Source organism: Paenibacillus aceti (genome assembly GCF_003614185.1).
Classification (GTDB): domain Bacteria; phylum Bacillota; class Bacilli; order Paenibacillales; family Paenibacillaceae; genus Fontibacillus; species Fontibacillus aceti.
Genome location: NZ_KZ987724.1, coordinates 5,419,162 through 5,446,124, shown reverse-complemented (window position 1 = coordinate 5,446,124; position 26,963 = coordinate 5,419,162). Strand labels below are relative to the sequence as shown.

General features: G+C 44.2%; 25 protein-coding genes and 1 pseudogene. 9 read left to right on the top strand and 17 right to left on the bottom strand.

Annotated features, from left to right (window positions below; translation table 11 throughout):
• The 3 genes from BFJ94_RS24400 to BFJ94_RS24390 all read right to left on the bottom strand — a co-directional run.
• Positions 1-672 (bottom strand): copper amine oxidase N-terminal domain-containing protein (locus BFJ94_RS24400; protein WP_205571050.1); only part of this gene is annotated, 672 nt, incomplete at its 3' end.
• Positions 673-714: 42 nt separating this feature from the next.
• Positions 715-1,896: a hypothetical protein gene (locus BFJ94_RS24395; protein ID WP_162944392.1), complete on the bottom strand. Its 1,182-nt coding sequence runs from the start codon at positions 1,894-1,896 to the stop codon at positions 715-717.
• Positions 1,897-2,190: 294 nt separating this feature from the next.
• The gene (locus tag BFJ94_RS24390) at positions 2,191-2,793 is read right to left on the bottom strand and encodes a class I SAM-dependent DNA methyltransferase (protein ID WP_120464933.1); all 603 of its coding nucleotides are present in this window, start codon (positions 2,791-2,793) and stop codon (positions 2,191-2,193) included.
• Positions 2,794-3,188: 395 nt separating this feature from the next.
• On the opposite strand from BFJ94_RS24390, the gene BFJ94_RS24385 reads away from it, so the two are divergent.
• Both BFJ94_RS24385 and BFJ94_RS26170 read left to right on the top strand, forming a co-directional pair.
• Positions 3,189-3,392 carry a transposase gene (locus tag BFJ94_RS24385; RefSeq protein WP_120464932.1) on the top strand — a complete coding sequence of 68 codons (204 nt, stop codon included), beginning with the start codon at positions 3,189-3,191 and terminating at the stop codon, positions 3,390-3,392.
• Between the two features lie 334 nt (positions 3,393-3,726).
• On the top strand, positions 3,727-3,810 hold the full coding sequence (locus BFJ94_RS26170) for a putative holin-like toxin (protein ID WP_220687457.1): 84 nt from the start codon (positions 3,727-3,729) through the stop codon (positions 3,808-3,810).
• Between the two features lie 234 nt (positions 3,811-4,044).
• On the opposite strand, the pseudogene BFJ94_RS24380 reads toward BFJ94_RS26170, so the two are convergent.
• From BFJ94_RS24380 to BFJ94_RS24350, 8 genes and pseudogenes are all read right to left on the bottom strand, one after another.
• Positions 4,045-4,380, bottom strand: a pseudogene (locus BFJ94_RS24380) (3-alpha domain-containing protein); the annotation flags it as partial.
• A gap of 142 nt (positions 4,381-4,522) precedes the next feature.
• Positions 4,523-4,966: a hypothetical protein gene (locus BFJ94_RS25995; RefSeq protein ID WP_240431928.1), complete on the bottom strand. Its 444-nt coding sequence runs from the start codon at positions 4,964-4,966 to the stop codon at positions 4,523-4,525.
• Between the two features lie 240 nt (positions 4,967-5,206).
• Positions 5,207-5,890: a caspase family protein gene (locus BFJ94_RS25990; protein WP_229716892.1), complete on the bottom strand. Its 684-nt coding sequence runs from the start codon at positions 5,888-5,890 to the stop codon at positions 5,207-5,209.
• A gap of 6 nt (positions 5,891-5,896) precedes the next feature.
• Positions 5,897-7,150: a hypothetical protein gene (locus tag BFJ94_RS24370; RefSeq protein ID WP_120464930.1), complete on the bottom strand. Its 1,254-nt coding sequence runs from the start codon at positions 7,148-7,150 to the stop codon at positions 5,897-5,899.
• Between the two features lie 172 nt (positions 7,151-7,322).
• A complete protein-coding gene (locus BFJ94_RS24365) occupies positions 7,323-8,183 on the bottom strand; it encodes a DUF5677 domain-containing protein (protein WP_120464929.1) in 861 nt (286 codons plus the stop codon).
• Between the two features lie 230 nt (positions 8,184-8,413).
• Positions 8,414-9,664 (bottom strand): hypothetical protein, encoded by a 1,251-nt coding sequence (locus BFJ94_RS24360; RefSeq protein WP_120464928.1) that lies wholly within the window; start codon positions 9,662-9,664, stop codon positions 8,414-8,416.
• A gap of 262 nt (positions 9,665-9,926) precedes the next feature.
• Positions 9,927-10,655, bottom strand: a complete 729-nt coding sequence (locus tag BFJ94_RS24355) for a DUF6602 domain-containing protein (protein ID WP_120464927.1) — start codon at positions 10,653-10,655, stop codon at positions 9,927-9,929.
• A 195-nt stretch (positions 10,656-10,850) separates the two neighbouring features.
• The gene (locus BFJ94_RS24350) at positions 10,851-11,153 is read right to left on the bottom strand and encodes a DUF6809 family protein (RefSeq protein WP_120464926.1); all 303 of its coding nucleotides are present in this window, start codon (positions 11,151-11,153) and stop codon (positions 10,851-10,853) included.
• A 158-nt stretch (positions 11,154-11,311) separates the two neighbouring features.
• Between BFJ94_RS24350 and BFJ94_RS24345 the strand changes: the two genes are divergently transcribed.
• Entirely contained in the window at positions 11,312-11,536 is a 225-nt protein-coding gene (locus BFJ94_RS24345; RefSeq protein ID WP_120464925.1) for a helix-turn-helix domain-containing protein, read from the top strand.
• Positions 11,537-11,800: 264 nt separating this feature from the next.
• On the opposite strand, the gene BFJ94_RS24340 is transcribed toward BFJ94_RS24345, so the two are convergent.
• From BFJ94_RS24340 to BFJ94_RS24325, 4 genes are all read right to left on the bottom strand, one after another.
• The gene (locus tag BFJ94_RS24340; protein ID WP_229716890.1) at positions 11,801-14,692 is read right to left on the bottom strand and encodes an S-layer homology domain-containing protein; all 2,892 of its coding nucleotides are present in this window, start codon (positions 14,690-14,692) and stop codon (positions 11,801-11,803) included.
• Between the two features lie 287 nt (positions 14,693-14,979).
• Complete coding sequence (locus BFJ94_RS24335; RefSeq protein ID WP_120464924.1) at positions 14,980-15,708, bottom strand: polysaccharide deacetylase family protein; 729 nt, start codon at positions 15,706-15,708, stop codon at positions 14,980-14,982.
• Between the two features lie 2 nt (positions 15,709-15,710).
• The gene (locus tag BFJ94_RS24330) at positions 15,711-16,298 is read right to left on the bottom strand and encodes a YkoP family protein (protein ID WP_120464923.1); all 588 of its coding nucleotides are present in this window, start codon (positions 16,296-16,298) and stop codon (positions 15,711-15,713) included.
• A gap of 287 nt (positions 16,299-16,585) precedes the next feature.
• Positions 16,586-17,113 carry a GNAT family N-acetyltransferase gene (locus BFJ94_RS24325; protein WP_120464922.1) on the bottom strand — a complete coding sequence of 176 codons (528 nt, stop codon included), beginning with the start codon at positions 17,111-17,113 and terminating at the stop codon, positions 16,586-16,588.
• Between the two features lie 263 nt (positions 17,114-17,376).
• On the opposite strand from BFJ94_RS24325, the gene BFJ94_RS24320 reads away from it, so the two are divergent.
• The 6 genes from BFJ94_RS24320 (at position 17,377) to BFJ94_RS24295 (ending at position 25,786) form a co-directional block, all read left to right on the top strand.
• On the top strand, positions 17,377-18,300 hold the full coding sequence (locus tag BFJ94_RS24320) for a copper amine oxidase N-terminal domain-containing protein (protein ID WP_120464921.1): 924 nt from the start codon (positions 17,377-17,379) through the stop codon (positions 18,298-18,300).
• Positions 18,301-18,945: 645 nt separating this feature from the next.
• Positions 18,946-20,295, top strand: a complete 1,350-nt coding sequence (locus tag BFJ94_RS24315; protein ID WP_120464920.1) for an FAD-dependent oxidoreductase — start codon at positions 18,946-18,948, stop codon at positions 20,293-20,295.
• Positions 20,296-20,572: 277 nt separating this feature from the next.
• Positions 20,573-21,868, top strand: a complete 1,296-nt coding sequence (locus BFJ94_RS24310; RefSeq protein WP_120464919.1) for a citrate transporter — start codon at positions 20,573-20,575, stop codon at positions 21,866-21,868.
• Positions 21,869-21,962: 94 nt separating this feature from the next.
• Positions 21,963-24,107 (top strand): hydantoinase/oxoprolinase family protein, encoded by a 2,145-nt coding sequence (locus BFJ94_RS24305; protein ID WP_120464918.1) that lies wholly within the window; start codon positions 21,963-21,965, stop codon positions 24,105-24,107.
• 43 nt (positions 24,108-24,150) lie between these two features.
• A complete protein-coding gene (locus BFJ94_RS24300) occupies positions 24,151-24,861 on the top strand; it encodes a hypothetical protein (RefSeq protein WP_120464917.1) in 711 nt (236 codons plus the stop codon).
• Between the two features lie 64 nt (positions 24,862-24,925).
• On the top strand, positions 24,926-25,786 hold the full coding sequence (locus tag BFJ94_RS24295; RefSeq protein ID WP_120464916.1) for a MurR/RpiR family transcriptional regulator: 861 nt from the start codon (positions 24,926-24,928) through the stop codon (positions 25,784-25,786).
• Between the two features lie 65 nt (positions 25,787-25,851).
• Here the strand turns inward: BFJ94_RS24295 and BFJ94_RS24290 are convergent, their stop codons facing one another.
• Together BFJ94_RS24290 and BFJ94_RS24285 are read right to left on the bottom strand one after the other, a co-directional pair.
• Positions 25,852-26,538, bottom strand: a complete 687-nt coding sequence (locus BFJ94_RS24290) for an LrgB family protein (RefSeq protein ID WP_120464915.1) — start codon at positions 26,536-26,538, stop codon at positions 25,852-25,854.
• Complete coding sequence (locus BFJ94_RS24285; protein WP_120464914.1) at positions 26,538-26,948, bottom strand: CidA/LrgA family holin-like protein; 411 nt, start codon at positions 26,946-26,948, stop codon at positions 26,538-26,540. Before BFJ94_RS24285 ends, BFJ94_RS24290 begins: the two co-directional genes overlap by 1 nt.
• Positions 26,949-26,963: the final 15 nt, after the last annotated feature.

Here is a 26,963-nt window from a genome sequence, read left to right as displayed (position 1 = left end):
TATGCGGTCTAGATCTTCTTTACTGAATAAATTATAATAATCCTTTGCTGGTCTCTGTGTGTCCGTATGGGTAATCTTATACTTTCCAATCTTATACACATTATCAGGAGTATCACTCATAAGAATCCATTCATCAGAGTTTTGGTTAGCTCTAAGCTCACGACCCCAGCGATCTAGTGTTACAGCACCATTATCAATCTTACTTTGATACTCTGGACTTACGATATTTACCGCACTCCAAGCTCCATCCCATTTAACTTCGGTATTGAGAGTTTCACTCACAAAACGAAGAGGAACTACAACACGACCCTCTTTCTTAATCGCCATTGTATCGAGAGTGATTTCGCTGCCATTCACAGTGACCTTTTTCGACCCTACTGGCATTACAATCGTATTCCCCTTATGGATAATAGTTACGATTTGGTTTGCGTTATCCCACTTGACATCGGCCCCTAGCTTCTCACTCACGAAGCGGATAGGAACCATCGTATTTCCAGCATCGTCAATATACGGTTCTGTATCTGGTAGAGTGACTCTCTTACCATCTACAATGAGATCAATTGCTAGGGACGGTTTCCGTACTTCAGGTAAAGAAGTCGCTGCACTTGCTACTCCAGCAGAGGTAAATACAGTGGTACCAACAATAATTGCCATCAACGTTTTCTTAAACATATTTATCACATCTCCTTTTAGACGTTTAAATCTATTGCTAATTTACCGAAATGCTTCTTCGAATACGGCCATGACTTCTTTATTCTCATAGGGCTTTGTATGATTGTATGCACATGCGCGAATATGCGGGATATGCGGAATAATAATTAGTTTCGCAAGTAACGGATCGATTGATAGGTCGAGCTTCATGCGTACCGGATCAATCGGCGGATCGATGAGAATCACTTTCTTCGCAATATTCTCTTCCGTGAAAGATTCGATGGTCTGCTTCAATAACTTCGTTCCCCGTGTTGTACCATCTGTGATGAAATGAACAGACAGTGCGGAAGGTGCAAGATGACTGAGTAACTCCGATTGTCCTGCATCTAGAATTACATGAATATGCGCATAATAGTTCAATCGCGTCTTCAATTCAGCGACGACCTCATCGACACGCTCCAACGTCTGATTCAGATTCCCTTCAACACAGACCAATTGCTGCTCCAGCCGCTGCTCCAAGAATGTATCCAGTGCCATCGGCTCCACGCCATACTGCCGTAACTTTGAATCCCCAGTGAGGTCGAGCAACAGTGTATTCTGACGGCGCGATACTACGCCCGCCCACGTTAATGCTGTAGCCGTACGACCCGTATCCTCAGGTCCAACGAAGATCCGCAGAGAATTTTTGATGATACTATCTACGATCACCACATCTTCCACACGCTGCGATAAGAGCAAATTGATTAGCTTCTGCTGATATTCGATAATCGTCGCATCTTCCTCACATAGCTTGAACACAAGATTGATCAGGCTCTTAATCTTGTCTTCCATAATGGACAACGATACGCGATTCTGCTGCAAGTCTCCTAGTATCTTTGTGGTCAGCGCTCCAATATTCGAAGGAGTGAAGATTGGTTTCAGCGGATTCATCACCGCATTAATATAGTCATTGTTCGACGGCAGCTCCTCTTCGAATTGTTCGAGCAATCCACTCACGCTCTGATCCATCGCTTGATAGACTTCGATGATTCCCTTCGATAATTCCATGAGCTCCATCTGAACTTGCAACCGAGATTCGATGAGCGATTGCAGTCGACTCTGATCTTGGTAGACGAGCTTCACGGAAGCAACACTGTCCAATGCTTGTCTCACACTAGCAATCCGGGCATCCACTGTCTCTTCCGCGGATTTCATGATGGCGACCATGATAGACATGATTTTATCGGCGACGATACTGCTCTCCAATCCTTTGTATGCGGCACGATCATACCCAACGCTTTGAGCTTCTCAAATCGTTCTTTAGCAGGCTTGGAGGGATCGGAGATTGCAATATAGAGTCGTTATTCGTACGCCTCCGGTTGGATACTGGGCCACTTATATTAGTGTGAAGAATAATAAGCTTCAGAGAAATAATATTCACGAACTTCGTAAAATTACATAATACATGTTTTGAATCGATTCCCTAGTAGTTCGCTTATCTCCATAGTACCTTGCCAAAGTCGTATCATGTGTCCTGCTTCCTCTTCGAAGATACTTACATTACTTCTTGCCGACAATAATTGTTGCATATTTACTTTCAGTTTCCTGAATCGATTGAATTTGAAAACCAGTTGATAGAAAAAGACGAACATATTCATCTAATTCAATGGGATAAAGCTTTATCTTCCTGCTTCCATAACCAAACCACTCATCATCCTTACTTACTGATAAAACAAATAATCCATTATCCTTAAGTGAATTATAAATATTGCGAAACGCTTTCTCTTTTTCCTCTATGTACAAAAATGTCAATACACTATACGCTAGATCAAAAGTATCTGGGCGAATAAAATCATTAATACCTGCCATGACTAGCTCTATGTTTGAAAATGTACCTAAATTAGACCTTGCTCTATCCAGAGTCTTTTTTGAGATATCAATACCAACAAGAAACTGACAACCTTCATTTAAAACTGATTTAGCTACCCTACCTGTTCCAACCCCAACATCTAATACGATTTTGTTGTCAGCTTTTACTGCATCGAAAAAAATGGGACCATCCCATCTATTCATATAAGCTTGTAATATTGGAGAGTCTTCTAATGGATCGTTACCTTCATCAATCAGCTGTTCATAATGCTCGAGAGTGCTAACAATCTTCATGAGTATACCTTCCCTTTTTTAATAGTGTTTATATGCCCATGTCGTATAACGTATTATCCACGAACTTCGTAATCCCATAAAATACAATTGATTCCGCGAACCTCATTAACCAAAATAGTCAAAATCTACTATAAGCCCATTTTACTATAAAGTAAGAGTAATACGAGGGAAATAATTCCTTTTCCCTTCAACAAAAAAACTCCTACTGATATTATCAGCAGAAGCTCTTATAGATCTTTAATCCACATTACAGCTGTTATATTCCAAATCCCCTACTAACCTCACTCCCTAGTACTCTTCCCCTCCCCACAAAACACCTGTTGCTAGACTAGAAAGTGGACACGAAGAACCGAGAATGAGATAGAATAAAAATATCTTAATTCGAGGTGTTCGAAATGACAAAAAAGTACGACAAAGAATTCAAAATGGAAACGGTTCGACTGATTCAAGAAGAAGGAAAGTCAGTTGCGCAAGTAGCCCGTGAAATGGATTTACACCAAAATACGATCTACCAACTGCAGCTACAACAAAAATTGAACTCAGGAACTTTAATGCTCGATTCAAGTCAATACTTTTCTTCTCTACTAGTCCTTCGCTAATAAACCCTACTAAGTCAGATAATATTAGGAAATTCTAGAATGAGAAGAGAAATTAGGCAAAAAAAATGCCTACTTACGATAGAAATGTAAAAACACCAACTATACACTCACAAATTATTCTATATTCATCAGGATTCACGTGATATAAGGGAAGTGTAGATTAAATTTGGTTATACGAGGACTAGAGGGGGATGTTACATAATTCTATTATTTACTCACTTAGCTATTAGAGTTCTTATTTCACTTTTATTCTGTTCATTATGCTATAATTTTTAGAGTACAATATACGGCTATAAGGGCGGTCGGCTAATCTCCCAGAAGGGAGGTGATGCCCATGGAGGTTAAAGATGCACTTTCCTTAATGTTCATGTTTGGTATGTTCATTCTGGCATTGCTCACCTACATGAAAAAGAAATAGACCGCCCTACCTAGGATAACGGTCTATTTCCGACCCATCTTATGTGGCCGACTGCTCTATATGCAGTTATTGTACACTGGAGTCGTGTTACCGCACGGCTCCTTACTTATTCTTACCTTATTATAGCTCATTTTATAACGCTTTTACAGAGGGATTTTTTGATTAGGAGTGGATTCTTACTTTTCCCGTAGTTATTTAATAATGTATGATATGTATGTATCACAAAAAGTGGCACTACTTACCCTGATTACCTGTCAGTCTTTCCTTGGTATCCGTCACGTTTCCTTCCAGACGCTTCACAAATGTTTTCCTCCAGCTTGCCGAGAGCTCTTCCACTTGGAGGATCTTCTTAATCCCTTCTGTATCATTCTTATCCCGGTGCATGATGTGGTTAGCATAGGAAATCGTAATGCCCTTCGGATGACGGCTGGTTCTAATCAGACTATCCGACTTCGATACAAGCCCTTCCTGAAGCACCCGAAAATAAAAGCCAGTATATCCCGTCTCTTGCACCTTCAGCGGCATGTCAGGCGCCCCATATATTACAGACAATTTAAAGCAAGGCTGCCTATAAAGGACAATCTCTGATCATTGATCATTTAGTTATCGACACTGGAGCTGCCCATTCCCTAATTTCTTTAGATATCGCTATGCAAATTCAAATAAGGAAGTTACTTGGATTCAGAGGTAATAAACTTATTGTTTAAACTACCTACTCGTCTTCCCAAATTTCCTCTAGAATTTCTTTTTCGATTAAAAGGTATTGTCTTATTTCGTCCCAACAATCCGAAAAAATAATCTGGATTTCTTCTTCATCTAAATTGAAGTCACTATTTTCTGTGGAAATTGTTAGCTCATTTTCTTCAACATTAAATTCCGATTCAAAAATAATATCACCCATTGGGTGAAAACCAGAGATACGTAATAGTAAACATAGTGAAATCGTTATCGTTTCATTCTCTCTATCTTCATAAAGATTTGCACAAATCATAAATTTGTCATCGTCTTTTTCAAAGGATACTTCTTCTTTCCATTCGTATTCCATTAGGAAGTCAATTATTTCTTCTAACAAGCCCTTAATCTCACTCTTTACCCTGCTAATTCTTATACAAAAAGCTTCAACATCAAACTCTTTTAGCCCTTCAGAATCAAACATCGGATACCTTCGTCCATCGTTTTCCAGCCCACTTAGCGGAGCAATTATCAAATCGTTATTAATATCGAGCATAAGTCTCTCTGGGATAAAAATATACTCTATATCAATCCCACTATTTTCTTTAAAAATCTCACAGACAGTAAATTCATTAGAGCTAGCTACTTCGGCCCATGGATTTTGTACTCCTGTTATATCTGTTTCGTTTTTAATAAAATCTGGTACTGCTTTACTAAGATAATTCTACAACGAAGTATTTGTAACGAATCGTTCTTTTATAATTGCTTCAGGCGCTTCACCTCTGAGAGCTTTTAATAAAAAATAGGTCCATATACCATGCTCAAGTACAGAACTACTATATGATTTTTCTTCCCGAGAACATGATAAAAACATGCCTCTATATTTGCCTGAATGTACAAAATTGATAAATTCATTAGTATTCATACCGATAAGAAGTTCTCTACTCGATAATTGCTCGCCAATTTTGCTAGCACAGGCATCTATGAATATCAGGCTTTTATCACATTTGGATTTTCTTAGAGATTCCATTAATATACAGTTCAGTGAAACAGTGGTCTCTCTAAGATTGTTTTGATGAGTATCCCATGTCGTTATCTTGTTAGAACCACCATCAAAAAAACCATGACCAGCATAGTAAAAAATAAACTTATCATTTTCACTTAGTCTAGAAATATCATATTGAAGTTCTTCAGTTAGCGCTGATCTAGTCACATTGCTATCAGACCATAGCTTAATATTCTCATTGGGAACCTTTAGATCATTTATTAACCAGTTTCGAAATTCACTAGCGTCATTTTTTGCATACTCAACCTTCGGAATACCAAATTGATAATTCTCAACAGCTACGATTACCGCATAGGTTTTCTCCCTAATCTCCTCAATCATTAAATCACCATCTTGATTCATAATTAATTATTCAACTTCAAGTAAATCTAAGGCACTTTTTCTTTTTCCAAGAAGTTCATCTTCTTTTGCTATAAGGGGGTCAAGCCAATCTGCTTTTTCTCTTATCCATTTTACCTTATTTAAAATTTTCTGCTTCTGCTGAGAATCTTGCATTCCTGTTGCGTCATTTTCAAGAAATTCAGCAAATTCCCTAAACTTTCTGGACTGGTCCCATTCCTGAACAAGCTGCTCCAATATTTTTACATTTTCTTCTTCCCTACGTTTTAGTTTCTTTAACTGGTACTGTTTTTCTTCCTCAGCCCACTTTCTCTCAAGTTCCCTGAGATATAATTCATCTTTTGCAAGAAACCTATTTGCCAATATAAATAAATTGGTTATAACCGAATCCAACTTGCTTTCCAAAGGTTCTGAAGGAGTATCTCTATACTCTAACTGTTCCGAATATTCCCTGTTCCATGAAGATCTATTTGCTGTAAATGAAAGTACTAACGACGGAGCTAGTTTTCCAGATGCCTCTTCAGTCTGTTTTTTAGACTTTCGTTTTTCCTCAACTTCTTTCAATTCGAATTCGAATGTAACATGCATCACATCGATAAAACCCTGATCCTTTTGGTGCCCGATAGAAAGCCGACTCTCTAGATGAGGTAATGTCTTAATTATGGTGTCTATAATTCGATAGGCTCTTTTTACTTGATTGGGAGATACAAATATGGGGAGAATTGCTTTGTTTTCCTTGTACTTACTTTTAATACTTGATTGATATAAATAGTTGAAACTGGCCCTCTCAACTGCCTTATCTCTTTTCTTCCTATATAATATTTCTTCTTGATGCTCGACAATTAGGGGATGAGGATCACGAAGCTGGGATTTGACCGTAATTTTCGAGCAAACTTCTTTAATATAATTTTTAGTATCATCTGTTAATAAAAACATTTCCTCTCCTGATTTAAGTTCCTCATCCGTTAATTTCTTCACATCATATTTATACTTGATTACATAGTTACGGATATGCTTTCTTAACTCACTTGTTACTTTAGGAAGCGCCGGTTTGTGCACAGATTTACCAGCCTTTAATTTTTCCCAATAACCTCTCGGTGGTAGAGGAATGCCATATCGGATACAATGCTTTCTCAAAGCTACATCAGAGATTTCGTACCTTTCAGCCACGGTTTTTACTGGCTCTGTCCAAATCTCACTATATAAATGCTCCCGTTCATCTGCAGTAATCGTTCCGCTTAAGAAAGTATTTGTTCTCCCCATAATCTCACCTCTCTTAAATATCTATAGATAGAATATACTGTTTCCTAGGATCATCAGTTTCGAAGCAACAACTGAATCTGCCAGTATTGTAAAGAGCGATATACATACAAGATTACTATCCATTACTAGTCAATAGAATAATGAAGAGTTCTGGATTACAAGTAAACTTAAATTAACCTTGATATGAAAAAGGGCCATTCATACCTTTGGTTTTTCTTTGATTTAGCCATTCATAAAAATTTTTATTATTAATCATGGTTTTTATAAATTTCAAATCATCTTTATTCATTAAATGCGAAAATCTTCTTAGACCAATATAAGAATCTATTACAGAAGCAAAATACATAATACTAACTTCTACTGCAAGAGTTACTAGATGGTACATTCCTAAATGGAATTCCTCAGAGATACCGCCCGAGTAATTAATGAGCCCCAAAGGAAAAGAATGAACACTATTCGAAAGCAAATTATATATGCCAGATTCATATTCCTTATTTATTGGAAATTTTCGTTTGGAAATTCTTTCAAATAAATATGGTTTTTCACCTTTCATTATTTTCTTCTTCAATTTTTCATCTAATAAATTATATAAAGGATTTTGGTTCAATATCCCCTCTGCAAATGATACAGACATCATACTTACCTGTTTATTATCATCACCTTCAGAAAAACCTAGTTTGTTAAGTATTCTATCCCTACCCAAACCGTCATGTAATACCATTATAATCCATCTCAATTCAAACTCTTCTTGACTTATACCTCGTTCACAAATGTAATGATATACTTTATGAGTTTCAATAATATTCCTTCCTAAACTAGCAAGGGAACTTGCATCAAATAATTTTTTACTTTCTTTATCATGTGGCCAAAGCCTAATAAAGCTATAAACATTTAAAAGTGTTTTTTCAAATAATTCCTCCGCGTAAAGAGTTCTTGGTGTAGTAGCATATTTTTTGTTTTCTATTCGTGAAATTCGCCTCGCAATTTCAGCCAATTTCTTTAAGTCTCTTGCTCTCTCTTTAGGTTCTATCATTTATTTGCATTGCATCCCTTTCGTAAAACGTTATTGTATCTACTAACGACCTGCCTTAGACAGCTTTTTTCTTGGTCAGCCGTGTATTGTCTAGACATGCTTCTGTGTTAACCACCGACAACCAAAGGGGAAATGCCCCAACTTTGCTAAAAAGCGGAGCACTTCTTTGATAATTTTGGATAGCCCTAGAAATTTGAACATATGTATCATTTAAACATCTCAAAACTAAGTTAAAAACCTAGCAACTCCGGCAAGTGATACCCTTTATCCTGAGCAATACGAATATAAGAGTCTTTTAGTGTTGAATCTTCATCGAAAATTTCTTTCAAAGCATCTTTTAGATGCCACGGATTTGCACCTTGAAAAGTAATTGACAACGCCTTAACAACTACCTCATCAATACCATACTTTTTAATATACCAAACTATTAGCCATCTTTTTGCATGATTCGCCCAATCGAAAACACCTATACAGCGCTCTTCAAATGCAATATTTTTTAATTTTATTGGAAGACCTTTTGATACTAAGATATTCATATCTTCTTCTGGAATACTTTCAGGATATACTGGCTGAGAAGAACGTATGAAATTTACTATTGCTTCTTCCTCTTGATCAGTTGGGATCAGATTATTTCTAAACAATGCTGCGAGTATACTTACATCAACTTTACCATCAAACCAGAGTTTACGAATAAACTGAGGATGCCCTCTAAAATATACTACTTTACTGGAATCACTTTTCAATAGTGCATTACATAATTTTTCATTCTCCTGAAGATACTCAATCAATGATTTATCAAAAGCTTCATTTAAACCAAATATTCTTAACCAAAATTTAATTTTACGTTCAGATTCATATGAAGAATCAAAAAATGTATCCCCTAATAACTGATTAATATCTTCAATAAATTTCCTATACTCATGCTCATAAATCGAATTAACAATCTCCTGAATAATATACTCAAAATCTGCATTTGGGGCTGTCAAGGCAATATCAAAATGTACTTTTATTTTTTCTAAAAGTGCTGCCTTTCCACCATTCACCACAAACTTTGGAAGATTATATTGAATAAATGCCCAAAATGATTCTACGTGTGATGCTTGAATGCCATTTGTCTTAGCATGTGCACAATCGTTACGTCTATTCTTCCAGTATGATACTTGCTGCCTCAGATCGTCATTTAGATTGAATATGACCCAGTTTCCAGAACCTCTCTTCACAACTTCATAAACTTCTTCATCCCACTTGTCATCGTTACGTAAATTTTGTATTATTCCATTCCATTTAGATAATGGAACATCACCTGGTATTTCAGAAGATAATATTCGTTCTTTTAATACCGTTTGAAAAAACAAATAAGAAAATAAAAAACTAGCTCTGTAGGCTGAAGCCTTATAACAAACGATTGACTCTTGAAGTAAATTCTGAGCTTCTTCAGAAACAGTTTGATTAGACAACCATTCTTCAATTTTTAGTCTCATAATTACTCTCCTATGATTAATTTGGAGTATTTAAATTTATTTATATCAACTCTGTCGTATAACGTTCTAATACTGGACCTCAAGGTTAAAAAAAGTCCATCGAACTTAACCTCGTAGAACCACTTGTTGACATCTTCTTTGCTTACTGCTTTTTACGACCAAGGGTGCCCTTAGCATTGACTCAGTGTTATCGAATTTCAATTTCTCTCTTGATTAACTAACATTCTCATAAGTTTAGGCACAACTATATACGATTAATTCGCTAAATAGAGTCTAACACCTGACTATATAAATCAATATCCATTGCAGGCACGGTACCCAAATTTTGAAGTTGAATAAATAATTTAATAAAAAAGAAAATCAAAGACTCTTCCTTAGAACTAATATCAAATGTCCCATCCGCTTTTAAGAGAAAAGAACCGCTATCCAACGTACAACCGATATTCAGGCGTTGCCAAGGCTTTAACTCTTTATTCACTTCCTGAAATGGCTTCCCAAATGGTAGTGTCCAGTCAGAAGATGTAGTAATAAGACCAGCCACGATGTCGAAAGTTGGTCTTGGTGGATAAATCCCACCGGCATGAATGATAGGTACGGACGTACGCTCAAGAGCGCGGACCGATTCTGCCTTCTCAGCTGCATATAATAAGTGCTGCTTGTTTAGTGTTTGCTTTACTTCAAAGATTGCGTAAACGCTCTCAGCAGGTATGTACTTAACACCAGAATGACAAAAAACAAAAGGAGAGTATTGTTGGTCATAAATGACCAGATCAATCTGATCGCTGCGTATACCAGTATTATCTACAATAAAGGCTGTGTCTACGCAATATCGGTTAGGTAAATAAGTACTTAGAAACTCGATCCAACTTAATTCAACCGTATCTCCTTTAGTTGGGGCATGTGTAACATGCTTACGTAATTTGTTTAATTCCATAATCATTTCTTGCTGCATATCAAGAAATAATTCTCTCATATTCACTTTATTAGTCATAGCACACCTACCATATATGTATGTTGAGTATTTTAAGAACGACTACAAAATACAATTGACTGCTCTATTATAAGCCTATTGTACTATAGAATTGGAATAATCTGCAGGGAAATAATCCTCTCATTTTCAACAAAAACTCCTACTGATATTATCAGCAAGAGCTCTTAGATCATTATCCATACCACATCATTATGTCTAAAACTCCCTATCGACCTCACTTCCTAAAAACCTCCCACCACAAAACACCTCCACCATCACCAAAGCCCCCATCCTGAATCCCTCTACAAAAGAAGCACTTGTAACCATGGAACTAGAGTCACTCGTCAAATCCAAAATCTGCTCAAGTGTTGCGAAATCCTTCTCCGAAAGTCTTTCCCTTGCTTCCTCCATCAATTTAGAAATCTTTTTGTTGAGAGGACGATATTCAGGATCAGTTGGGATAATACACTCTTCGGGATGCAGGTTACCGTAGTAGAGTTCCTCTAAAATATTCTTCATTCTACTCGCTCCTTTTATAGAAATAGGTAGACAGGATCACTATAGTCTCGAGATATCAACATCCAGCAGTTTCCATATGAATAGATTTTATGCGAAAAGTGCATAAAATACAATATGCAATTTCCGCATAATTTAAACTTAGCTTGGGTGATGAACGAATGTATAAGAGAATACGTGATTTACGTGAGGATAAGGATTTGACGCAACAGCAATTGGCAGATTATCTAAACATCTCTCAGGCAACCTATTCCCGATATGAAAGTGGGAACTTGGACGTCCCAAGCTCAGTGTTAATTAAGTTATCCGAGTTTTACAACGTAAGTATTGACTATATTCTTGGTCAGACGAATATCTCCAAGCGTTTCAATGAAAAACAGTCTTGAAAAATTTAAGTAAACTGCTCAAATGCAAGAAGTCAAGGCTTACATCAAAAAAGACATACTTTTGTTAATGCAACAGCTTGTCTTTTGTTACCTTCCTAAGGTCCCCTGCTAATTCGCTGCGTTAAAGTAAGGATCGACTTTGATCGTGTTGTGTTACGACCTTGGCTCTGTGGAAGTGGATTTTAACTGACAATACTCTACATGAAAAAGGACTGGACAACATCATCCAGTCCTCTCTACATTCTCCCTCAATAACCTCCCCCATCAAACCAACAAATAAAGCCTATACAACATCCGCGCAGCCTCCCCGCGCGTGACGGCCTCGCGGGCGTTAATCCGTTTATTGGCAGGAACATCGATTAGATGCTGCTTCACAGCCAAGGACATGGTTGGCTTGGCCCAATTGGAGATGGTTTCTTTGTCTATGAATTGATTCAGGTAATCCTCCGGATTCGCAGGGTAGTAATAATGTTTCTTTTCATGCAGGTATCTTGCGCCGATGGCGGTCATTTCTTCACGGGATATCGTTTTATCCGGCTTGAACGTGCCGTCAGGGTAACCTTCGACGATATGTTTTTTCTCTGATGAAGCGATATAGGGATGATGCCATTGTGGCGGATGCACGTCGGAGAAGCTCTCCGTCGCCGTCTCATCCAATGCATAAAAGGCTCTTACAAGCATAGCCGTAAACTCTGCACGGGTGAGCGGGGAATCGGGTTCAAAGTTGCCGTTCTCTTTCCCGGTCACGATTCCTTTGGAAGCCAGGAACTGAACCGCTTGCTGCAGCTCTGGATCTCGATCGTCAACATCAGGGAATGACTTGGGATTATCGTCCACGAAATACGTTCCGGAACGGTTGATTTCCGCTTCTATGCCGTTTTGGGACGGATTGAACTTTCCGCCGATCGGCTGCGCCTTTTTACCATTTGAATAGAACACGCTGGTATGTGTTGCATTCGTCTGCTTTGCAGGCAGAATGATCAGAATATTACTTGATACGTTCGGTAGCTCCTGACCTTGTTCATCTGAGAATAGCACTTGAAATCCGCCGTTATTTGCTTGGATCAGACGAATTACAATCACCGTACGTGAATCGAACAGACGATCTGCGGTGACAACATTCAGCACCAGCTTCGCATCCCCCGCTTGAATGGTAATATAGTCGATATCCTTCCGGCCCGTGAAGCTATTCTTGTACAGCTTGAAAATATATTCGTTTTGTCCGGACGAGGGCAAAATTTCTGCATTCACGATCAACTCTCTTGCAAGCGTAATTCGGTTCTCCGACAGCGCCTGCTTTACCGCTAATTTCGCCTTTGACGCATTGCCTGCTAAGCGGTCCATCAACTCGGTCGTTACGACTAGCTGGCCGTTAACGGGAGCCACCTCTCCGCTGCTTGCGGCTGTGATCACAAGCTCTCCCGCTTGTGTCAGTCCCTCCACAATAACGGGGTTCTGTCTGTCAGCGTCAGGAATTGACCCGACAGCCGTTAGATACGTATTGGACAGTATGCTGCCATCCACAACATACAACAAGAAATAGGCGGTCTCGTCTGGAAAACCGGCTCGGGTCGCGGTTACCCGTACAACAGTTTGTCCGGATTTTTTCGCGGTAATAACGGGGATGCCATTCACATTCGATATAGTTCCTATGCTCGGATCGTCTATGGTATACGTTATTTGGGTCCCGGTAAGCACATTGCTTGCGGTAATGATCTGTTGTCCGCCCGGCTGCAGCATCGTGATAAACGGAAACAGGCTAATTTCCGGTGAATTCCGTACCGCAGGTTGAGTTTTTGTCTCAGAACGGTCGCCAGTTAGTTGGTTTGTTGTTCCAGTTTCTCCGGTTGCTCGATCTCCCGCATCAGGACGACTCCCCGTCGGTTGCTTTGTCTTTTCAGTTTGACCCCCGATGGGTGTACCTGTTGTCCCATTCCGACTATCCGTTGGTTGGCCTGTTGTCCCCGATCTATCACCAGTTGGCGTGCCTATTACCCCACCAGTAGGTTGCTCTGCTTCGCCAGAGCCATAACCTGCCACTGTTCCTTTCGTAAACACAACCAGCTTGGGCAAGGAATAATAATCATCTTCCCATGCCCACAAGGTCTGATCCTTTTTCAAGGCATAATACCATTTAGAATACCTGTCCTTGACTTTATTGTGTATGGAGACGATGTCTGTAAGCCCTTGGAACACTTTATCGTCGTTGTACACGGACCAGAGCTGATCATCCGTCCGCAAAGCATAAATGGAATCGATAAATCGATCTTGCAGCATCGTGCTGAATTCAACGATACTTCGCGCGCCGGTTGCTCCATGTAATTGTTCGGGAACACTCGCAGAGTTATATGCCGACCAGTCCCAAACCGTGCCATCTTTCTTGTATGCAAAGTTTGGATAAGCGCCCGTCTCGATCTTGACGATATCGCTAAGACCCTTGACCTGTTCTGGCCTCTTGTCTTTAGAGATATTATGCGGAAGGTAGTCACTTGTGCTCCATTTCCAAACCGAACCATCCTTTTTAATTGCATAGGCGAAACCGTTCGCCGAGCTTATGGATACGACATCATCAAGCAGCCTGGATTGAATCGGAATCGACGAGACGCCGCCTAGTTCGCTTCCCCAGCTCCAAACCGAGCCGTCTGATCTTAATACGAACAAGGTCTTGAAGTTAGAATTGTCGTAAAAAAAATCAGCAACGAGTGAAGTGACATGATTCAACTCTGTGATGGGCGATGGAGTTCCCATAGGACTATGTATAGTAGTACCGTAGGTTTCAGTAACTTTGGAGTCCCAGTACCATACGGTTCCATCCTTTTTTAATGCAACGTAGTTAATAATCTCTCTGCTGTTCTTCTTCTCACGGGATTTGTACCTGAATTGCTTCACATCCTGCAAGCCCGGAATTTGGAGCATTTCAGCTATATAGTAATCTGAAGTTTCTAAATAATCTTTATTTATGACCCACGTCCAAACGCTCCCGTCCCTTTTCGACAGTAACACGTTGTCGTCAAATACTTCGTAATCTTCGCCGATACGTGTATAGTGCTGCTCGCTAATGGCACTTACGTTATCCCCCTTGGCTTGCACCGTACCTGAATGAGCCACCGTGAGGATGAACATAAGGCATAACACCGCTGAAATGAATCGTTTCATGTTGACCTCCATCAAATATTACTTTCTACTATTCCCCCTATTGTTTCATCGGCAAAATAGAGCTTTGATTTCACTTTCACTAAATTATTCATCATATTTTTGCTGCCCGCCCACTCTTCAAAAATGATCGTCTTCGACTGGGATAGTAGTCTAGACAAACGGAATCCGCCTTACAAATGCAAAAATGCCGGCAAACCTGCCAGCATTTAAACGTTAATTCTTAGGATTCCTTGCCACTCTAAGGCTTTGCTACTTTTAGATAGTAAATAATCCTTCTTTTTGCGATCTTACGCTGCACGCTCCAGCTTCAGCAATTCATCCGTGCGCACGCACTTCAAGCCTCTTCGTTCGGTCTCGGACAGGATGTCCCGAAGCACTGTCAGCATTTGTCCGGGAGCTTCTCTGTCAGCCCCAAGAGTATCGCCGCTATCATGCAATACGATGACAGCCCCGGGACGGATATGCTTGGACAGCAGATGACGCAAATGATGTCCACCCGTATTCAGTTTCCAGTCGCGCGCGATAACCGACCATAACACGAGCCGATATGCCTTACGCAGCAGGAACAGGTCCGCAATATTCAAAATCCCCCAAGGAGGACGATAGTAGGTCGGACGTTCTCCCGTAATTCGTTGGATAATGTCTGCAGAACGCTCAACGTGTTTTCGACGTATGTTTCTTGGAGACATGATCCAATTCAGCATATGCGTATAATTATGAATGCCGATCTGATGTCCTTCCTCGTGCATGCGCTTCACTAATTCCGGATATTTCTCCGCCTTGCTGCCAAGAACGAAGAAGGTTGCCTTCACGCCTCGGTCCCGAAGAAGATCAAGCAGCTTGGGCGTATAGCGCGGATCAGGTCCATCATCGAATGTAAAGGCAACATGGCGCTCTGCCCGCTTACGACTGGCCTTGCGGAAGACCCCCCAACCGAATATTCGAGTCAGTAGGAAAGGTAGGCCCATATAAAGCGTGATCAAGAAAATGAGCAAACGTGGAATGAGATTGTCCATAATTACGCCTTTACCCCGCTTGCATATCGATTTACCAAAGACGCTCGGGACATCATGAGCATTTTCGGTATAAGCTTCGATCTCTGCTGCTTTAAGCGTTTGGCCCCTTCTGGATTAAGCATGCGAAGCAGCAAGCGAAGATATACAGTCGATATCCGCTCCATCCACTTCGTCTCCAGCGGATGCAGCTCGAATCCCAATCCATGAATAATGCCACGATGCAGCAAGGTAATGCCGGTCAAGGCCTTTGCCTTTGCCAATTTCGGATCAGTATCGACCGCTCGGCCAATATCCTTCAACGCTTCGCGCAGCCTGCGCGCCGTCACAATCGCAGCCCGATCTGCCCCGACCGCCCGTGATAACTGCAGAACTTCCCGATTATCAAGGTGAATTTCACAGACTTGATCACCCGCATGTACGTATGTCCCATCCTCGAAGCGGATAGAACTACCGCGGTGGGCGCGAACGACAATTTTGCAAATACCGAATTTCGACTGGTACACACTCCGAAGCGGCGTAATACGTTCAAATACAGTCTCCCATGCCATCCACAGCGACTGTAGCATTTTGTTGTATAAGGCGTAACTCACGAAAACATCAATTCCTTCCCATTAAAAATATATAGTAGAATTTCTGTTCGTCTGCCGTTAATCACGAAGTGAATGAAGAAGCCGATTTTATCGAACACCTACCTGGCACTTTCATAGTACAAGGCGGACTTCTCTTTTTTCTTTCTCAATTCTTACAAGTTTCTTAAGCCTTCGCAGCCCAAGTCGAATTCCGGCTCGTTCCATGAGAAGCAAAAACAGTGCAGCACTTCATCCGTACCACACTGTTTAGTAAATAGATTAGCTCTTTATTTTATCAATCCGTACATCTACAACTCAACTAACATATGAATATCCTTCGGCTCTTTTTTGAACAGCTCAGGATCTACATCCTTCGTCAATTGCCCACCATTGCTCTTGTAGAAGGATACGGCTGAACGGGTCTCCGTGGACGAGATGTAGAGGTACTTCGCGCCTCTTCGCTTGGCTTCTTCTGCCAGTGTCTGTATGATCTGCGTCCCGATGCCCTGTCTGCGATAATTCCGCGACACATACATGAGATCTACCTGAAGGCGGTCCTGCTGCTCTCCCCGCCATTGATGGGCCAGCACACCGAATCCCACTAACGTATCTGCATCGAACGCACCGATTGCCATTCCTCCATTGCGCAATTCCAGCAGATATCTTCCCTCCATCTCATGCAGCAGCTCGCCATCCCAACTCGGACATTCGTGATTCTGCGGCAATTCAGTCATCTGACCGTTCTGCAACTCATAGATCAGATCAATATGCTCGGAGCGATCTATTTCTTTTAATTTATCGACATGCTCTTCCGTCATTACTTGATAGGTTATCATTGTGAATCCTCCCTCTCATTTTGCGTGAATAGTTTATTTCGGTAATGCGTCTTTCAAGCAAAATGCAAGATGGGAGCCCACAAGCACTACGGTTTTCCGAATATGGATTACCCTTTCACCTCCTTTTCCAGATTACCTTGAATATAAATGAAACAGCAGATTTCTTCAATGCATACAGGAAAATCCTCCCTCATCCTTCACTCTATCTATGATATATTAATAGAATATTCCATATCATACCTAGGTACATAAAAGGAGACATTATGAGAAAAATTACTTACTTCACGCTTATGGGGTGCCTGGCTGTTCTGATCGGTCTATTCTCTTTCACTACCCCGACTTCCGCCGCTGCTGCATCTTATACGATCTATGTAGACGGCAATCTCTCGTCAGCGAAGACTCCGGCAGTTGTTGAGAAGAATGTCACTCTCGTTCCGATGAAGGATGTCCTGGCTGATCTGAATTATGTCACGACTGTCGATAAAAAGACCAAAGCCATTACAGCTAAAAATTCCGCGGGCTCCTTCATCACCGTCAAGATAGGCAGCAAAAAGGCTAAAATCAACGGTTCCGATGCCAATCTAGCTGCCCCTGCTAAGACATTGAACGGAACTACGTACATCCCGCTATCAGCTGTGAAGCAACTCACCGGAAAATCGATCGGACTGGACTCTTCTGAGAGCTTTGCCTGGATCGGGGAGAAGCCGACAGCCTTAGTTAACTTTCCGGTATGGGGAGCAACTCCGAAACAAGTTAAATCAGTAGCTAGGACTAGTACACTGATCGATGAAGGTGAACAAGGCGACATTCATGTGCTATTGTATCAAGATTTCGCCGATGACACTCAAGAATTATATGTGTTCTACAAACACAAGCTGGCCAAGCTCGGATTTGTGCCTGATATCTCAGGTTATGACGAAGAAATGGTAATGGAGATTTACGATGGCATACTTTATGACTTAACGGAGAGTTACGGACAACCAGAAAGTAATATCTATGCTAGCAACAAAGACACACTGGAGCAAATTTCCTTTGAAGATGGTGGGTATTTTATGAGCAAATGGAAGGTAAGTGGCACTCACATCACTTTGTTATTAAAAGGTACAAACAACGGACTTGCTTTGAGCTTGCAATATGTAGACGCGTTGGTAAAAACAGAGGTCGAAGATGCTATGAGTGCGATTTAATAACAGCTCCATATGAGATCTATCGGGGCTGTCCAATAAGCCTCCAAAATAAAAAGTTGGGCGGAGAAACGTCATGTTTTCCGTCCAACTTTTTTTGTGGGCCAAAGCCACGATCCCTAACTCAGTGTGAACCTTCTCTAGACCCCGCAAGGAGAACCGACTGAACGAGCCAGGACTTTCCACTAACAAGCGGTCAAAAATGACCGTTAGAGCATGAAAACAACAACTACGCTCTTCTAACGGACACTTTTGACCCTTAGAAGCACAAAATGCAATTTCTCGCGACAACTCCCCTGGTAATGGACATTATTGTCCGTTACAAGGGCAAGGATGCCACAGGATCAACGCTAACGGACATCATTGTCCGTTAGTGTTGATCCTGCCAGAACATGGGGATGTTCACATTTTGGGCACGCAAAAGGGGCGTCTTTAAAGTCGGAAGATCGACTTTTGAGACCGCCCCTTTCTCACCTTATTTCCTCAAAAATCCACCTCAACTTCTATTCTCCAAAATTCAGCAAACAATTTTCAACATTTCCGGATATTTAGAAAATTATTTTCTAAAAGCGTTTACAAACCAGTTTTTATTTGATAGCCTAGTAGCAACACAAGCTTTTAACATGCGAGAAAAGGAGCGAAGAACATATGAAGCAGTATGACGTAGTTGTCATGGGCGGAGGCATCTCCGGAGCTATGGCAGCCATTGCCGCATCCAGATCCGGGGCGAAGACGCTGATCGTGGAGTCCCACGGATTCCTCGGTGGCACTCTGACCGCCAACGGCGTCGGTCCGATGATGACCTTCCATGCTGGCGAGAAACAGGTTATTCAAGGCTTCACCGGGGAATTGATCAAACGGCTGAAGCGATTGGGCAAATCGCCGGGGCATATTTTCGACACGGTCGGATTTACATACTCGGTTACCCCGTTTGATGCCGAAGCGATGAAGCATGAGCTGGAGCTAATGGTCACGGAAGCCGGCGGCGATATTCTGTACCACACCATGCTCGCAGGCGTATATACGGAAGAGGGCCGCATCACAGGCATACAGGTCTGCAATAAATCCGGGCTTAGCGATATCCACGCCAACGTCTTCATCGATGCTACCGGTGACGGCGACCTCTCGGCTCAAGCCGGGGTGGAGTACACCAAAGGACGCGAATCCGATGGAGCGACCCAGCCGATGACCCTTAAGATGAAAATGTACAACGTCGATATCCCGCGGGTCAAGGAATATATTCACGCTCATCCGGAGGACTTCCCGCTGTATAACGGGGACACCTCCATCATTGAGAAATCCCCTCGCCTTTCTGTCGGCGGCTTCGACAGCCTGTTCAGGAAAGCCAAGGAGCGGGGCGAAATCTCCATACCGCGTGAAAATATTCTGTTCTTCGAGACCAACAACCCGGGCGAGGTCATCCTCAATACGACACGGATTATTGGCTATGACGCCACCGACGCGCACAGCCTCAGCCAAGCGGAAATGGAAGGCCGCAAGCAGTGCCGTGAGCTGGAGCTGTTTGTTCGCAAATACATCCCTGGCTTTGAGCATGCGGTTGTCGAGTCCACCGGACCAAGCATCGGCGTGCGCGGATCGCGCCAAATCAAAGGCATCTACACGCTGACGGCCGAGGATATTCTGCAGCAGCGCCTGTTCGAGGATACGATCGCGCACTCGGGCTACCCCATCGATATCCATAGCCCCGATGGTGAAGGCACCAAGCATGAGAAGCTGGAATGGGGCGGCGTATACAGCATTCCGTATTCCTGCATGATCACCGCCTCCGTGCCTAACCTGATCGTCATCGGCCGCTGCATCTCGGCTACCTTCGAAGCCCAGGCCGCGATGCGAACGACGCCTACGACTGGCGCCATCGGTCATGGCGGCGGCGTGGCCGCAGCCCTCGCGGCACTCGAGCACAAGAACGTACAGGACGTAGATATCAAGAAAGTCCAGCAGATTCTCAAAGAGCAAGGGGCTTACTTGGAAGTTTAAAATAATAAGTTGAACTAAGGAGACAGAACGGTCTTGGCAAAAGGGTCCAAAATTCTAACTGGGTAGGACATTTTAGAATTTTGAACCTAGCTGAAATGATTCTGAAGAAACGTAGTGGTCGCCTTTGTGAACGGATTTCTACCTTGTTGGATTCTACTCAATCATAGAAATTCGTGAGCAACAGCGATCGTAGGAACATTTCAGTCGGTTGCCTTCATCCGATAGTCGTTGGTTCAACTTGTTCAATCACCCATTATGAGAGGGGAAATAAAATCAGATGACAACGACAATGTGGTTGCAAGCCATTGGTATTTTGCTCGTATTTCTGGTGTTTGTCGGACTGATGATGACGCGCAAGCTGCCGACCATTCTGGCGCTGCCCTTAATGGCAATCCTGTTCGCCATCATCGCCGGCGTGCCGCTGCTATCGAATGATCCAGAGGCGACGACCATCGCCAAGACCATTCTGGCCGGAGGCTCCATGAAGCTATCCGGCGCGATCGCCGGGCTCATCTTCGGTGCCTGGTTCGGCCAGATCCTGAACAAGGTCGGCATCACCAAATCCATTATCCGTAAGGCAGCCGAATTGGCCGGAGATAAGCCTATACTTATAGCTATTCTATTTTTCATCACTGCATCCATTATTTTTTCCGCGGCTGGAGGACTGGGTATGGTCATCCTCGTCGGCACCATCGTCATCCCGATTATGCTGACGGCGGGCATCTCCCAATTCGTCGCTTCCATCGTGGTTCTACTGGCCGTTGGGGTCGGCTCCCTGTTCAACGTGTCCAACTGGGCGGTATATGTCGATGTGCTCGGGTTGTCCGTTGAACAGATCGCTAACTACACACTGGTAGTGGCGCTCCCGCTGATCGTCATTGCCCTGGCCATGATCGTCTTCTATATCCAAAAAGACGGCAAAGGCCGCAAAGCCTGGGCGATGCCCGCCGCAACACCTGGTGGCGGAGACAAGAAAGTCCCAGCCATTGCGCTGATCAGCCCGCTCGTACCGGTGCTGCTCGTCTTTATCTTCAAGATCGATATCGTTCCGGCCGTTATTGCCGGCGCGCTTGTAACGATCCTGCTCACCTGGCCGAAGCGTCCGGTTCATATTCTCTCCAGCGCGCTAGTGGAAGGAATTCAGGACGTCGCCGGGGCGATGGGACTGATGATCGGGATCGGCATCCTGCTCAGCTCTGTAATGTCACCGCAGGTATCGGCGGTCATCTCGCCGCTGATTGAGTCCGTACTGCCGAGCAGCCCGCTGATGTTCATCCTGTTCTTCACGATTCTGTCGCCGCTGGCGATCTACCGTGGACCGCTGAACGTATGGGGCCTTGGCAGCGGTATCGCCGCCCTGTTCGTATCCGCCGGCATGACGCCAGTCGCTGCGATGCTCGCCCTGCGTGCAGTCAGCAACGTGCAATCCGTCTCCGACCCTACGAACTCACATAACGTATGGGTGGCCGACTTCACGAAGAGCGATATCAACGAGATTCTGAAGAAGACGCTGCCATGGACCATGGCCTCTGTCTTGATCGCCGTCGTCATAGGATCGTTTATGGTATTTTAAATAGATAAAAACGGGGAACGAGGACCCTGCTCGAAGGCTTCCATAAAAAGCTAAAGAGCAGAAGGTCCTTGACCCGCCATTGGAGGAGAACATTATGGGGAGAACGAAAGTAAGGGTCGGTATTGACGTTGGCGGTACGTTTACCGACGCGGCGCTGATCGATAATGAGACATTTAAAGTCATCGAGAAAATGAAAATCCCGACCACCCACCATGACCCGGACGGCGTGGCCAAAGGGATTGTGCAAATACTGGAGCGGATACTAAACAGCCGAGGCATCCAGCCCAAGGACGTGACCTTCATCGCCCACGGGACGACGCAGGCCACTAACGCCCTGCTCGAAGGGGATGTAGCGCGCGTCGGCATCATCGGCATGGGCTCTGGCATCGACGGGCTCAGCGCCCGCTCCGAATCCAATCCGGGCGATATCGAGCTAGCTCCAGGCAAATTTCTGCATACCTTCCATACCTATCTGGATTCCAAGGGCATGACCGATGAGCAGATCAACAGCGCGATTGACGAGTTAGCCGCCCAGGGCGCCGAGGTGATCGTCGCCTCCGAAGCCTACAGCGTGGATGATCCCACTAACGAGCTGCGCGTGGTGGAACTGGCGAACCGCAAGGGGCTGTATGCCACCGGCGGGCATGAGATCAGCCAGCTCTACGGGCTGAAGACAAGAACGCGCACCGCTGTGATCAACGCCTCCCTCATCCCCAAAATGATGGAGACCGCCAATATGACCGAGAAATCCGTCAAGGATGCCAACATCCAGTCCCAGCTCATGATTATGCGCTGCGATGGCGGCGTGATGAGCATCGACGAGGTGCGCAAGCGCCCGATTCTAACGATGCTATCCGGTCTTGCCGCAGGGGTGGCCGGGGCGCTGATGTATGAGAAGATCTCTGACGGCATTTTCTTCGAGGTCGGCGGAACCAGTGTCGACATATCCGTCATCAAGAACGGGAAAGTGATGATCAAGAATGCTGAGGTCGGCGGTCATCGCACCTACCTGCAATCCCTGGATGTACGCACCCTGGGGATCGCCGGCGGCAGCATGATTAAGATAGCAGGGGGGAAAATCACGGATGTCGGGCCACGCAGCGCCCATATTGCTGGCAAAGAATACGAAGCCTTCGCCCCGACCGAGAATATCGTCGATCCGAAGGTAAAATTCATCAGCCCGCGCGAAGGCGACCCGGCCGAATATGTCATCTGTGAATGCGCCGGAGGCAAGGAATACTCGTATACGCTCGCCGGAGCCGCCAATATTCTGAATTACATCCCCGAAGGCGATTATGCCCAGGGAAATACAGAAGCGGCGTTAAAAGCCTGGAATGCGCTAGCTGATCATGTTGGACTAAGCATAGAAGAAGCCGCCAGACAAGTGATGAATATCGCCATCGATAAGACGATGAAGACCGTCAACGAGATGATCGCGGACTATGAGCTGGATCGCAGCTTCGTCACACTAGTCGGCGGCGGCGGCAGCGGCGCGGTGCTCATTCCGGCGATGGCCGATCGCGAAGGCTTCAAATCGCAGATCGCCAACAATGCCCCTTATGTGTCCACGATCGGCGTCGCGTTAGCGATGGTTAAGGAGCAACTGGAGCGTACGGTCGTCAATCCGACCGAGGAGGATATCAAGCGGATCCGGGCCGACATCATCGAGCGCATCGTGCAGTCCGGCGCTTCCGAGGAGACGGTTGAGGTCAGCATTGAGATCGACAGCCAGAAGAATATTCTCCGCGCCATGGCGACCGGCTCCACCGAGCTGCGCTCCAAGGATCTGGCTCAGGAAGCGATGTCGGTGGATGACATGAAGGCCATCGCCGCCAGTTCTATCGACCAGCCGCTGGAATCGACAGTGCTTGCTGCACAGACTGGACGCTGGAACCTGTTCGTGAGCGAGAACGTGAAGAAATCCTTTTTTGGCCTATTAAAAAAGAAATCCAGCTCGGTCAGCGTCCTCGACCGTGAAGGCGTCGTTCGCTTCAAGAAGAGCAATGTGCATTATACGAAGCTGAGCAAATCCGCGCAGGAGGCGCTAAGCTCATTTCTGGACGATAACACGATCTACTCCGACGCGAATGCCACAATTCCGAAGGTGTTCGTCTTTTACAAGGAGAAGATGCTCGATCTGACCGGCATGCAGACGAAAGAGCAGCTTCTGTCCATCCTTGAGATCGAGACCGAGATGCTTAAACCCGAGGATGAAATGCTGGTTATTGCTTATCAATAAGCATGGGGTTCATCATTTAAATTTGTGAGGAGGGCGATGCGAAGTGGCGGTGCAAGGTCTTTTACCGGGTATACGATCTGAACTGTCTGATGAACTACTCGGCTGTATGGAGCTTAGGCAGGACCCGCTTTTTCACAAAATACCCGCAGCAAAGATTCCCTACTACGTCCATAGCTCGCTTCAGTCGGGGCGCTTCGCAGCCACAGCCTATCAAGGCCGCAGCATTCGCGACATGTGCAGGGAAGCCGGACTTCGTTACGAGATCACCGAGGCGTCCGGGAAGTTCCATAACGTCTCGTTCCGTGCTCAGATCGATTTCACCAAGACACCGCCGGAGATTATTCTGTACGCCTCCTCACTTCAGGGAATGCAGACGGTATGCCGGGATATTCTAGGCGAACGGATCAACAGTCCCGAAACGGAGTTGGAGCTGTTAATCGATATCCACTTGGCGCATGAGTTCTACCACTGGCTGGAGTTCCGGGATCAGAGGTTTACGAATGAGAAGCTGGAAGCGATCGAGGTGTTTAAGCTGGGACGATTTACGAGACGATCTAGTGTGGTACAGTGCTGCGAGATCGCCGCGCATGCCTTCTGCAAGGAGTTGCTCGGTCTTCCCTGCCTGCCAAATTTGCTGGACTATGCTTATTTAATCGAAGAGAGGCAGCTTAAGGAAGAGGATTTCATGCAGCAGCTATCAGCTTGTAAATTATGGATATCACGCACTCTCAATACCTCACTCAGTATGATATAATGGGAAAAGCTATTGCCAGACTCGCCGGATTAGTCTTTCCAGCGTTAGATCAGGAGGAGGTATCATGTCTTCACAGGTTCCGGCCGTCATCGCGAAAATCGTATCCCAGACTCAAAAATTGACATACGGTGAAAATCAAATCGCCAATTTCGTCATTAACAATCCGGATTTTATTACGCGGAACACGATTACCGCCATTGCTAATGAAATCGGCGTATCGGAGACAAGTATTAACCGGTTTTGTAAGAAGGTCGGATTCAAGGGCTTCAATGATTTCAAGATCGCCTTTGCCCAGGATGCCTTCTATCGGGAGATGCAGGCCAAGAAGAAAGAACGTCGGGAGATCAACCCGATCGATGCGCTTGCGCTTGATTATAACGAATTGATCGTGAATACATCCGCGCTTGTCACTGAGGAACAGCTCCGTCAGGTGGTGGAGATGCTGAAGGGAGCCCGGCGCATCTATATTATCGGCATGTTCGATTCGTACCTGGCTGCCATTGCCTTGAAGAATCGCCTGTCCATTATCGGCATCATGGCGGAAGCAGTCAATGACAGTCGCGCTATGAAGATCGCCGCCGCCCAATGCGGCAAGGAAGATGCCGTCGTCGCCTTCTCCCGCTCCGGTTCAACGAAGGAAATCGTGGAGACGGTCGCGATCGCCCAGGTTCACCAGGTCAAGACCATCGCCATCTCCTGCTATGATTCCTCGCCAATTACGGAGAATGCCGATCTGAGCATCATCGTCCCGGACAAAATCTCCGTCAATAACAGCGCGCTGTTGTCCAATCACATTACGTTCCTGTTCGTCGTCGATCTGATCATGAGCATCTTCATCTCGTCGGACAAGACCTATCTGAAGAAGAAGCTGGACAGCGAGGCCGTTCTAGCCAGTGATCAAGCGATGACCAACTATTATCTATGAAGCTATACGAGTTATAAGAAGCGTCCTCTCCATAACGGAAGGACGCTTCTTTCTGGTCAGGCCTTTTATGGGTAGATCATCCACACCACTAACGGACCGATGCATGAACCTACAATCGCACAGACTGTCATCGCCACCGAGCTCATCGATACGGATTTTTCACCGTACTCCAGGGCCTTTGCAGTGCCTAGCGCATGAGAAGCCGTCCCTAAGCCGATCCCGATTCCAACTTCGCTTCGAATTCGAAACAGCTTCATGATCCAAGGTCCGCCAATCGCGCCCGTAAATCCGGCAATCATGACAAATACAGAGGTTAAGGAAGAGTCCCCACCTAAACTACTTGAAATCTGAATGGCCACAGGTGTAGTAATCGATTTGGGCAATATAGAGAGGACGTATAATTTTGAGAATCCTAATCCGGCTGCTAAGAGGAGCCCGCTAGACATCCCTATAAGCAGACCTACAACCGTTCCCCCCAGGATCGCCGGGAGATTCTGAACGAGCACATTCCGTTGTTTATATAGAGGGTAAGCAAGAGACACTACGGCAGGACCGAGCAGTTTATTAATCCACTGACCACCGATCATATAGGTATCATACGGAATATGAAAATATACAAGTATCCCTACAATAATCACTGTCGCTGTAAGCGCGGGAATAAGTACAGGAATACGAAATCGTTTATACACTGCCGACATCATTAAATAAATAGCTACATTCAATAGAACAATACCTGTTGCGACAAAAAACATTATATTTCCTTCCCCTTTTCGCTTAATCTCTTGCCACTCCATCCCACTCTCCTCTTATTGTTCAAGCTAGAAAGCCAATGGCTGGAATGTGCAGCTGCGACCATCGTGAGCACACTGCTTACGATAAGGATCAGGATTAACAATAAACCTCTCCCACTAAAAATATCCATATGGTTCACGATCCCAGCCGTCGCTGGAATAAAAAACAACGGAAGATAGGCTAATATCGTTGTGGCACCGTCTTCAATCCATTTCAGGGGGATAACTCTGAGAAGCAATAGAGCAAAGAGCAACAGCAATCCTACAATACTTCCCGACACAGGAAGATGCAGCAGCTTTTGCAGATAGTCCCCAACGAAATAGAACAAATACAGCAGGATTACTTGGACAATAATACGAATGATTTTCATGATGTAAAGTTCCCT

Bases quoted from the DNA above. Each gene is read 5' to 3' on its own strand.
- BFJ94_RS24360 (WP_120464928.1), bottom strand. From the start codon at position 9,664: ATGAGACTAAAAATTGAAGAATGGTTGTCTAATCAAACTGTTTCTGAA.
- BFJ94_RS24335 (WP_120464924.1), bottom strand. From the start codon at position 15,708: ATGGACAATCTCATTCCACGTTTGCTCATTTTCTTGATCACGCTTTAT.
- BFJ94_RS24310 (WP_120464919.1), top strand. From the start codon at position 20,573: ATGACAACGACAATGTGGTTGCAAGCCATTGGTATTTTGCTCGTATTT.
- BFJ94_RS24340 (WP_229716890.1), bottom strand. From the start codon at position 14,692: ATGAAACGATTCATTTCAGCGGTGTTATGCCTTATGTTCATCCTCACG.
- BFJ94_RS24370 (WP_120464930.1), bottom strand. From the start codon at position 7,150: ATGGGGAGAACAAATACTTTCTTAAGCGGAACGATTACTGCAGATGAA.
- BFJ94_RS24295 (WP_120464916.1), top strand. From the start codon at position 24,926: ATGTCTTCACAGGTTCCGGCCGTCATCGCGAAAATCGTATCCCAGACT.
- BFJ94_RS24315 (WP_120464920.1), top strand. From the start codon at position 18,946: ATGAAGCAGTATGACGTAGTTGTCATGGGCGGAGGCATCTCCGGAGCT.
- BFJ94_RS24390 (WP_120464933.1), bottom strand. From the start codon at position 2,793: ATGAAGATTGTTAGCACTCTCGAGCATTATGAACAGCTGATTGATGAA.
- BFJ94_RS24285 (WP_120464914.1), bottom strand. From the start codon at position 26,948: ATGAAAATCATTCGTATTATTGTCCAAGTAATCCTGCTGTATTTGTTC.
- BFJ94_RS24320 (WP_120464921.1), top strand. From the start codon at position 17,377: ATGAGAAAAATTACTTACTTCACGCTTATGGGGTGCCTGGCTGTTCTG.
- BFJ94_RS26170 (WP_220687457.1), top strand. From the start codon at position 3,727: ATGGAGGTTAAAGATGCACTTTCCTTAATGTTCATGTTTGGTATGTTC.
- BFJ94_RS24355 (WP_120464927.1), bottom strand. From the start codon at position 10,655: ATGACTAATAAAGTGAATATGAGAGAATTATTTCTTGATATGCAGCAA.
- BFJ94_RS24385 (WP_120464932.1), top strand. From the start codon at position 3,189: ATGACAAAAAAGTACGACAAAGAATTCAAAATGGAAACGGTTCGACTG.
- BFJ94_RS24345 (WP_120464925.1), top strand. From the start codon at position 11,312: ATGTATAAGAGAATACGTGATTTACGTGAGGATAAGGATTTGACGCAA.
- BFJ94_RS24325 (WP_120464922.1), bottom strand. From the start codon at position 17,113: ATGATAACCTATCAAGTAATGACGGAAGAGCATGTCGATAAATTAAAA.
- BFJ94_RS25995 (WP_240431928.1), bottom strand. From the start codon at position 4,966: ATGTTTGATTCTGAAGGGCTAAAAGAGTTTGATGTTGAAGCTTTTTGT.
- BFJ94_RS24365 (WP_120464929.1), bottom strand. From the start codon at position 8,183: ATGATAGAACCTAAAGAGAGAGCAAGAGACTTAAAGAAATTGGCTGAA.
- BFJ94_RS24350 (WP_120464926.1), bottom strand. From the start codon at position 11,153: ATGAAGAATATTTTAGAGGAACTCTACTACGGTAACCTGCATCCCGAA.
- BFJ94_RS24290 (WP_120464915.1), bottom strand. From the start codon at position 26,538: ATGTTTTTTGTCGCAACAGGTATTGTTCTATTGAATGTAGCTATTTAT.
- BFJ94_RS24305 (WP_120464918.1), top strand. From the start codon at position 21,963: ATGGGGAGAACGAAAGTAAGGGTCGGTATTGACGTTGGCGGTACGTTT.
- BFJ94_RS25990 (WP_229716892.1), bottom strand. From the start codon at position 5,890: ATGAATCAAGATGGTGATTTAATGATTGAGGAGATTAGGGAGAAAACC.